Raw genomic sequence first — 4,224 nt, 5'->3', positions numbered from 1 at the left:
CCCCGGCCAGCCGCCCCACACAATCATTGCCTTGCGCATGTGTCCGTCCTCAATCGATCTGTCCGGTTTCGCGTCCCGCCGGCAGCATCGCCGGCCGCTCGACGCGGCTTTCGATCCCCACGCGCCGGCCCTCGTTGGCGGAGGTCTGGAACGCCTCCATCACCTCCAGCACGTGGAAAGCCAGCGCGCCGCTGGCGCGATGCGGCCGGTCGTTCAGGATGGCCGTCGCCATGTCGGCCACGCCGATGGAGCGGAATTCGCCGTCGGTGTGGCCGTGCGTCAACGGCATCGTCTCCCAATCGCCGCCGGTCCTGGCGACCTGCACCTCGCCACCGAAGCGGTTGGGGTCGGGCACCAGCAGGCTGCCCTTGTCGCCATAGATCTCGATCGGTGCGTGCCGGTGCTTCGGCACGTCGAAGCTCATCGTGACCGACACCACCGCCCCGCTCTCGAATTCCAGCGTGCCCGCGACGTGCGTGGCGACCTCGACCGGGATCAGCGCGCCGTTCATCGGCTGGCTGGTGACGAGGCGCTCCGTGCGCGGGCGCGCGGTCGAGCCCATGACACTCGCGACGGGTCCGAGCAGCTGAACGAGGTCGGTGATGTAATACGGCCCCATATCGAGCATCGGGCCGCCGCCGCGCAGATAGTAGAACCCCGGTGCGGGATGCCAGCGCTCATGGCCTGGACAACCGAAGAAGGCGCTCCCCGCCACGGGCGTGCCGATCACGCCGTCATCGATCAGCTTGCGCGCGGTCTGATGCCCGCCGCCGAGGAACGTGTCAGGCGCGCAGCCGACGCGCAGGTTCTTCTGCGCGGCGAGCTCGATCACCTTGCGCGCTTCGGCGACGTCGATGCCGAGCGGCTTCTCGGAATGGACGTGCTTGCCGGCATTGAGCACCGCGAGGCTGACGTCGGTATGCGCCAGCGGCACGGTGAGATTGACGACGATCTCGATATCGTCGCGCTTGAGCAGCTGGTCGACCCGCATCCCCGGCAGGCCGAAGGCGGCGCCCTGGCGCTCGGCGGCATCGCTGCGCATGTCCGCGAGCGCCTTCACGTCCAGGACGGGAAAACGCTGTGCGGCCTTCAGATACGCCGTGCTGATGACGCCGCAGCCGATGATGCCAATCCCTACTCGTCTCATTGTCGTCTCCGTGATGTCAGTTCATCCCTTGACCGCGCCCGACGTCAGGCCGGCGACGATGTGCTTCTGCGCCAGCAGGAACAGGACGATGGTGGGCAGGATGGTCAGGGTGATGAAGGCGAGGATCAGGTGCCACTCCGACGAATACTCGCCTTGATAGACCATGATGCCGAGCGGCCAGGGATACAGCGCATCGGTGTTGAGCATCACGAGCGGCAGCAGGTAGGCATTCCAGCTGTTGACGAAGGTGATGGTGCCGACGGTTGCCAGGATTGGCCGCGACAGCGGCAAGGTCACGTAGCGGAAGAACTTCACATAGCTGCAGCCATCCACCAGTGCGGCCTCGAGCAGCTCATAGGGAATATCCTTGAAGAACCGCCGCAGCAGCAGCACGCTCATCGCGAGGCTGAAGGCGACCTGCGGCAGCGCGACGCCGAAATAGGTGTCGAGCAGCCCGAGGTCGCGCACCTTGATGAACAACGGCAGCACCGCGGTGGCTGCCGGAAACAGCAGGCCCAGCGTCAGATAGCTCAGCAGCATCGAGCTGCCGAAGAACCGGACATGGGCGAAGGTGAATGCGGCCATCGAGGCGACGATCAAGGTCAGGAACACCGTGAGCGTCGAGATGATCAGCGAGTTGCGCAGCAGCTGCCAATAGCGACCGGAGAACAGGATGTCGGCATAGTTCTGCCACTCCCAATGATGAGGAAGGCCGAACGGATTGACACGCAGCTCGCCGAGCGACTTGAAGCCGCCGAGGAGGGTCGCAAGCAGCGGCACCAGCACGAACACGGCCACGATGACCAGGAATGCCGCCTTGAACAGCACGGCCGGATCGAACGGCTCTCGGGAGGTCTCGGCCCTATTCATCGCGCATGAACCATCGCTTGTAGGTGAAGGCAAAGGTCACGCAGATCACGAACAGGATGACCCCGATGGCGCTGCCGTAGCCGACGCGCATGCGGGAGATGCCGTTGTTGTAAAGGAAGCTCACCATCGTGTTCGACGAGTCGGCCGGGCCGCCGCGCGTCAGCGGCATCACCAGGTCGAACAGCTGCAGCGAGCCGACGACGGCGAAGAACACCGAGAGGCGGATCGTCGGATAGAGCAAGGGAATGACGACATGGCGCAGGCTCTGCGCCCGCGTCGCGCCGTCGATGCGGGCGGCCTCGATCAGGCTCTTGTCGATGCTCTGCAGGGCCGCGATGAACAGCATCATGTGGAAGCCGAAATACTTCCAGACGATCACGATCAGCACCGCGAGCATCGCGGTGTCGGTCGAGGCCAGGAGATGGGGCGGGTCTGCGCCGAAGCTGCGCCAGATCGATGCGACCAGGCCATAGTCGCCGTCATAGACGAAGCTGAAGATCAGTCCGGTCGCGATCTCGGCCAGGATGTAGGGCATGAAGAACAGCATGCGCAGCGCGACAGCGCCGCGAAACCGCTCCGCGAGCATCAGGGCCAGCGTCAGCGCCAACGGCAGCTGCACGCACAGCGACACGGCGATGATCAGGCCGTTGTTGCGCAGTGCGAGCCAGAATGCGCGGGTCTCCAGAACGAAGCGATAATTGTCGAGGCCGATCCAGTTGGTCGGCCTGCCGAACCCGTTCCAGTTGAAGCCGGAGTACCAGGCGGCCTCGCCGATCGGCAGCACCACGAACAGCGTGAACAGCAGCAGCGCCGGCGGCAGGAACAGGATGATCACCGTGAAGCGGCCATCCCAGCTTGGGCCGCGGTTCACCTGCGCGGCGAGCGGCGGCCGCGCGACCTGCATCGCCGCCGAGTTCGCGATCGGACGCGCCACGTCAGTTGCCCTGCTTGCGCGCCGCTTCAATGGCCTTGGCCGCGTCCTGCGGGGTCATGCTGCCGCCGGCAATTTCGGCCGAGACATCGTTGACGACGCGACCGACGGACGGCCCGAGGCTCTGGTCATAGAAATTCTGGTGATAGTTCGACTTCGCCAGGTTGGCCGCGATCTGCTTCATGAAGGAGTTGTTCAGACCGGCCTCGGCGCCCTGCACCACGGGAACGATGAAATTGCCGGCGGCGAGCCGTGTCTGCACGTCCTTCGAGATGAAGTATTTCAGGAAGTCGACCGCTTCCTTGGGCGAGCCCTTGGTGACGAGCCAGCCGGTGCTGCCGCCCAGCGTGTCCGTCGGCGCGCCCTTGCCGCCCGCGACCGTCGGGAAATCGAACCAGCAGATCTTGTCCTCGCCCAGGCCCACCTTGTCGGCCGCGAGCGCGCGCTGCAGATTGTAGACCGAGCTGATCGCAAGCGTCATCGCCGCCTTGCCGTCGCCGAAATAGCCGACGGCCTGGGGGTTCTTGAATCCGAGGAAGCCGTTCTGGAACGGCTGCAGATCGACGAGCTGCTTGAACAGCTCGCCGGATTTCACGAAGGTGTCGGCCGCGAAGCCGCCGTTCTCGCCGCGCAGCGCCGCATCGAAAGCGGGTTTTCCGCCGAGGCGCACCGCAAGATGCGTCCAGTAGAAGTGCAGCGGCCATTTGTCGGCACCGCCGACGACGATCGGCGTCACGCCGGCGGCCTTCAACGTCTTCACGGCGCCCAGCAGATCGTCCCAGGTCTTGATGGCGGCGGGATCGACCTTGGCCTTGGCCATCAGGTCCTTGTTGCAGACGAAGCCGACCTGCGACAGCGCGATCGGCAGGCCGTAGACCCGGCCGTTATCGGTGAAGGCCGCGAGCGCAGCCGGCGTGATGCTGTCGCTGTAGCCCTTCACCTGATCGCTGATGTCCTCGAGAACGCCGGCCTCGATCTGCGCCTTCAGTACGCCGCCAGCCCAGCTGTAGATGATGTTCGGCCGGTCCTTGGATTGAAGGATCGTCGGCAGCTTGGCCTTGTAGGCCTCGTTCTCGAGGAACTGCATCTCGATCTTGGTGCCGGGATGCGACGCCTCATAGGCGCGCGCCACCTCCTCCCAGATCTTCACCTGGGCCGGATTGACCTCGATGTGCAGCCATTTGACGGTGGTGTCGGCGACGGCGGCGGCGGTTCCAAGCAGGCACGCCGCAGCGGCGAGGCTCAGCTTCGCGAGCAGTCTCATCAGAATCCTCCC

Annotated in this window: 4 protein-coding genes; all 4 read right to left on the bottom strand. The window is 65.1% G+C overall.

What is annotated here, in order from left to right; translation table 11 throughout:
* Nucleotides 1–49: 49 nt before the first annotated feature.
* From BRAS3809_RS31865 to BRAS3809_RS31850, 4 genes are read right to left on the bottom strand one after another with little or no spacing between them, the layout of a single operon-like run.
* Entirely contained in the window at nucleotides 50–1,147 is a 1,098-nt protein-coding gene (locus BRAS3809_RS31865) for a Gfo/Idh/MocA family protein (RefSeq protein WP_008966129.1), read from the bottom strand.
* A gap of 21 nt (nucleotides 1,148–1,168) precedes the next feature.
* On the bottom strand, nucleotides 1,169–2,017 hold the full coding sequence (locus tag BRAS3809_RS31860) for a carbohydrate ABC transporter permease (RefSeq protein WP_008966128.1): 849 nt from the start codon (nucleotides 2,015–2,017) through the stop codon (nucleotides 1,169–1,171).
* Nucleotides 2,010–2,951, bottom strand: a complete 942-nt coding sequence (locus BRAS3809_RS31855; protein ID WP_008966127.1) for a carbohydrate ABC transporter permease — start codon at nucleotides 2,949–2,951, stop codon at nucleotides 2,010–2,012. The genes BRAS3809_RS31860 and BRAS3809_RS31855 overlap by 8 nt, the downstream gene beginning before the upstream one ends.
* A gap of 1 nt (nucleotide 2,952) precedes the next feature.
* Nucleotides 2,953–4,212, bottom strand: a complete 1,260-nt coding sequence (locus BRAS3809_RS31850) for an extracellular solute-binding protein (RefSeq protein ID WP_008966126.1) — start codon at nucleotides 4,210–4,212, stop codon at nucleotides 2,953–2,955.
* Nucleotides 4,213–4,224: the final 12 nt, after the last annotated feature.

Source organism: Bradyrhizobium sp. STM 3809 (assembly GCF_000239795.1).
Lineage (GTDB): Bacteria > Pseudomonadota > Alphaproteobacteria > Rhizobiales > Xanthobacteraceae > Bradyrhizobium.
This window is presented reverse-complemented; position numbering and strand designations above follow the sequence as displayed.